The organism is Protofrankia symbiont of Coriaria ruscifolia (assembly GCF_900634745.1).
GTDB lineage: Bacteria > Actinomycetota > Actinomycetes > Frankiales > Frankiaceae > Protofrankia > Protofrankia californiensis.
On sequence record NZ_CAAAFR010000081.1, the window covers coordinates 1 to 3,973 of the forward strand.

At 59.2% G+C, this 3,973-nt stretch carries 3 protein-coding genes; all 3 read left to right on the forward strand.

Annotated features, from left to right (window positions below; genetic code table 11):
- The coding region (locus CV1CTNOD_RS11290) for a 50S ribosomal protein L11 methyltransferase (RefSeq protein ID WP_207386355.1) at window positions 1–811 on the forward strand (811 nt) is incomplete at its 5' end.
- Window positions 812–856: 45 nt separating this feature from the next.
- Window positions 857–1,492, forward strand: coding sequence for an FMN-binding negative transcriptional regulator (locus tag CV1CTNOD_RS11295; RefSeq protein WP_131786071.1), 636 nt, complete (start codon window positions 857–859; stop codon window positions 1,490–1,492).
- Between the two features lie 983 nt (window positions 1,493–2,475).
- Entirely contained in the window at window positions 2,476–3,825 is a 1,350-nt protein-coding gene (locus CV1CTNOD_RS11300) for a lysine N(6)-hydroxylase/L-ornithine N(5)-oxygenase family protein (RefSeq protein WP_131786072.1), read from the forward strand.
- Window positions 3,826–3,973 lie beyond the last annotated feature (148 nt).

Consider the following 3,973-nt stretch of genomic DNA (forward strand, 5'->3'; position numbering starts at 1 on the left):
CCGTCGGCGGGTTGCCGACGACACGCCGACAAGTGTTGCTGTAGTACTAGGGAACTTCATCCCTCCAAAAACTGGAAGAATTGCGATGTTCGATCGAGAGAAGTTCTATAGGCAGGTCGTCGAGCTCAGCGCCGACGAAGCAAATCGATCTGACCGACCGGCGACGTTCCACTTTCAAGGTCGTGACTGGGACTTGCTTTCTGGAGTATTCCCGACTCTCTATCGCCCCTCGACCTACGTCTCCCTTGAGTTCTTGGGACTCGATGAAGCGGACTCTGTCGGCTGGTCCTCGATGCTCGAGATTGGCTCCGGAGCAGGAGTCGTTGCTGTAACAGCAGCGTTGGCAGGGTGCCCGCGCGTTCTGGCGACTGACATCAATCCGAACGCAGTGGAAAACACTGCTCGGAACGCATCACGTCATGGCGTGTCGAGTGTGCTCGAGACAGCACATAGCGATCTCTTTGACCGCGTCGACTCGAAGCAGAAGTTCGACTTGATATTCTGGAATTCCAACTTCATCTGGGCTCCCCCGGAACACCAGATCACTCAAGCCTATGAGCATTCATATTTCGACCCCGGTTATCAGGCGCATCGGAGGTTCTTGCGTGAATCTCCAGGTTGGACAACCCCGTCGGGTCGAGTTCTACTTCTCCTGAGTACCAACAAGGCCGATACCGCGACGCTGTTCGACCTGGCAACAGATCTGAATAGAGAACTTACGGTTGTCAAACAGAAGACTTTTCAAGATGGAAGTGACGCGACGCATTCAGAGTACCTGTTGGTTGAAGTGTCGGAACGGCAACCCAGATGAGTGTGTCGCTCACTAAACTTCGTCCGTCGGACTACTAGGAGAGCCATGCTTGTTCCAGACATTTACCAGGCACCTGACGACTCTTGGATCTTGAGTTTGATCCGACAGTACCCCTTAGCCCTCCTCACGAGCATCGGAGATGACGGGGGGCTGTACACCAGTCAGGTTCCTGTGATCCTGGCACAGGGAAATTCAGAAGAAGTCACGGCGGACATGACGCTTCTAAGTCATATGAACCGGAGCAACCCGCACTGGGTACATGCTACGGAGGAAGAAGACTCTGTAGCTGTCTTCTCGGGACCGCACTCGTACGTGTCGCCTGGTTTGTACGAGCAATCTGGACCTGCCGCGCCCACGTGGAATTTCACCTCGGTTCACCTTCGTGGCGTTGTCCGACGACTTCCCACAGGGGAAGCTACGTTGGATGTGATAAAGCAGACGGCATCGGTGCTGGAACGGGAGTTCGGTACTGGGTGGTCTACATCTGGGTCTATCGACTACTTTAACGAAATCGTTGCCGGCGTCGGGGCCTTCAAATTCCTTGTATGTAAAGTGGAAGCCATGTTCAAGTTGAGCCAAGAGCAGTCTCCTACCGTGCGTAGAAGAGTTCAGAGGAAGTTTGCTGTTGACAAATCGACCAACAGAAACGACCTTGCCAAAATGATGTCTCAACTGCCGTGATGTAGTCTGCAGGAGCCCTAGATGCATACATCTCAGCTAGTCGATAGGGGCCACTTTCGCATATCGGTCGATGGCTCTCCGGGCGCAAGAGAAGACTTGTTTCCCGAATGGGGACCGCTGGACCGGTTCGGTGTCGTTGTCCATGAGGCCTTCGGCAGTATCGGCTGCTCTTACCTGCTTCAGTTGGCCATAAGCTCATTCTACGACGTTCGCCCTGAACGTCGAAATCGCACGCACCCAATCTACCCGGATATATTTGTCTTCCACGTCGGAGGATATTTCGGGGATCATACATACTTCGACGTCTTCCCTCCGAGAAAGGAGGTTTTCTTGCCCAACAATCCGGCCGCGATCCTGAATGCTGTCAATGATCGAGGCATTACGTATCTTGCAGTTCCGGACCGACTCCCTGATCACGTTCAGCATGATTACAAGGAGCCGCAGCAGGCAATCGACCGGATACGAGGCGCTTGGGCCTACGCTGCTGGCGGTCGAGCTTCGAGTCCCAATATTGAAGTCACGGCAATTCATGAACTAGCGGAAGCCAACACGCGGATATCACTTGACCCAGAAGGAGCCGAACGGGAACGCCGAGAAGCTCACCGCATCACTGCCGAAGCCGTCGTTCCCGCTGATGAAATAGTACAAGCCGCTAGTTCGCGCGCAAGTGAGATATCCGCAGATCAACGTATCGAATTGCAGCGTAGGCGAGCTGCTTTGGACTCCACTCAAGGTCGCAGTGAGGCCTATCGACGGATACCTATCAGAGATGCGCTGGGAATGCTGCACCGAGGCCTCATATCAGAAGTCGAGCACTAAGCTATCCACCGTACTGTCTACCCTGCCGAGGTGGATACGATCGCAGGTCGCACGCAAGCCGAAGATTGCATTGCACACAACGTTCCTCTTTTTGTGTCGTGTTCGTGGGTGCGTGGTCTCTTCGAGGTCCGGCGGACTACCCCTACCGCCGGGAAAGGAAAGCGATGACCGCAACTCAACATGCCGGATCGGGTGCGACCGGTCCGGCGCAGGACAGCGCTCCGTTCGACCTAGTCGGCGTCGGCTTCGGTCCCGGAAACCTAGGTCTCGCGATCGCGGCGGCCGAGCACCCCGCTCCGCTTCGTGTCCGGTTCCTCGAACGCCAGGACCGCTTCGGGTGGCACCGCGGGATGCTCATTCCGGAGGCGCGCATGCAGATCCCCTTCGTGAAGGACCTGGCCACGGTGCGGAACCCCACCAGCGGATTCGGCTTCCTCAGCTACCTGGCGGAGCGGGGCAGGCTGGTCGACTTCCTCAACCGGCAGACGTTCTTCCCCACCCGTCTGGAGTACCACGACTACCTGAGTTGGGCGGCGGAGCAGTTCGACGACGTTGTCGACTACGGATCGGAAGTGGTCGAGGTCGGTCCGGGCGAGGTCGGGGACAGCGAGGACGGTCCGGTCCTGGACATCGTTGCCCGCCGGGACGGCCGGACGGTGCGCCACCGTGCCTACGCTGTTGTGATCGCGACCGGTCTTCGGCCGCATCTTCCGCCGGGCGTGACGTCGGGAGATCGGGTGTGGCACAACTGCGATCTCGTCCCCAACGTGGCCCGGCTGCAGAGCGAACGCCGCATACCGCGCCGCTTCGTTGTGGTGGGAGCGGGCCAGAGCGCCGCGGAGTCCATCGAGTTCCTGCACCGTAGCTTCCCTGGCGCCGAAGTCCATGCGGTGTTCGATCGCTGGGGGTTCTCCCCGGCCGACGACAGCGCCTTCGCCAACCGCGTGTTCGACCCGGACGCGGCCCACGACTTTCACCGCAGCCCCCCGCACGTCCGGAGGCAGATCGTCGAGCGGCACCGGAACACGAACTACGCGGTCGTCGATCCCGACCTGATCGAGAGCATCTATGAAAAGCACTACGCCGAGCTCGTCGACGGCGACGAGCGCCTGCACTTCCACCCGATGAGCCGGGTGGAACAGGTGGATCTCACCAGCGACGGGCCGTCCGTCGTCGTCTGGTCCGGCGTGAAGTCGACCAGTACGGTCATCGCTGCGGACACGATCGTCTACGCCACCGGCTATCAATCGAGCGACCCGGCCCGGTTCCTGCGCGGGATCACCCCACGCCGCGACGACCAAGGACGGGTCGACATCGGCGCCAACTATCGCCTCGCCCTCGACGGCACGGAGGCCCCGGTCTACGTCCAAGGGGCTACCGAGCACACCCACGGACTTGGCTCGACGCTGCTGTCCAACATCGCCGTGCGCACCGGAGAGATCATCGACTCGATCGTCGAGCACCGACTCGGGCAGGCCGAGAGGACGACCGGGCGCCAGATGGCGCCGTCCTGACCAGGAGCTCTTGACAATTGATCAAGTGCCTGGCAGTCATGGGGGTCTGAACTGCGGCGACCAGCTCGAAGGGGTCTGTTGCGTTGAGCGGGGCAGGACACGAAGGACCCCTGCCGGACCGGTGATCAGATCGTCAGGGTGAGCTCGG

What these genes read in the sequence shown, in the direction of transcription:
- CV1CTNOD_RS11295 (WP_131786071.1), top strand. Translation starts at nt 857, where the DNA reads ATGCTTGTTCCAGACATTTACCAGGCACCTGACGACTCTTGGATCTTG.
- CV1CTNOD_RS11300 (WP_131786072.1), top strand. Translation starts at nt 2,476, where the DNA reads ATGACCGCAACTCAACATGCCGGATCGGGTGCGACCGGTCCGGCGCAG.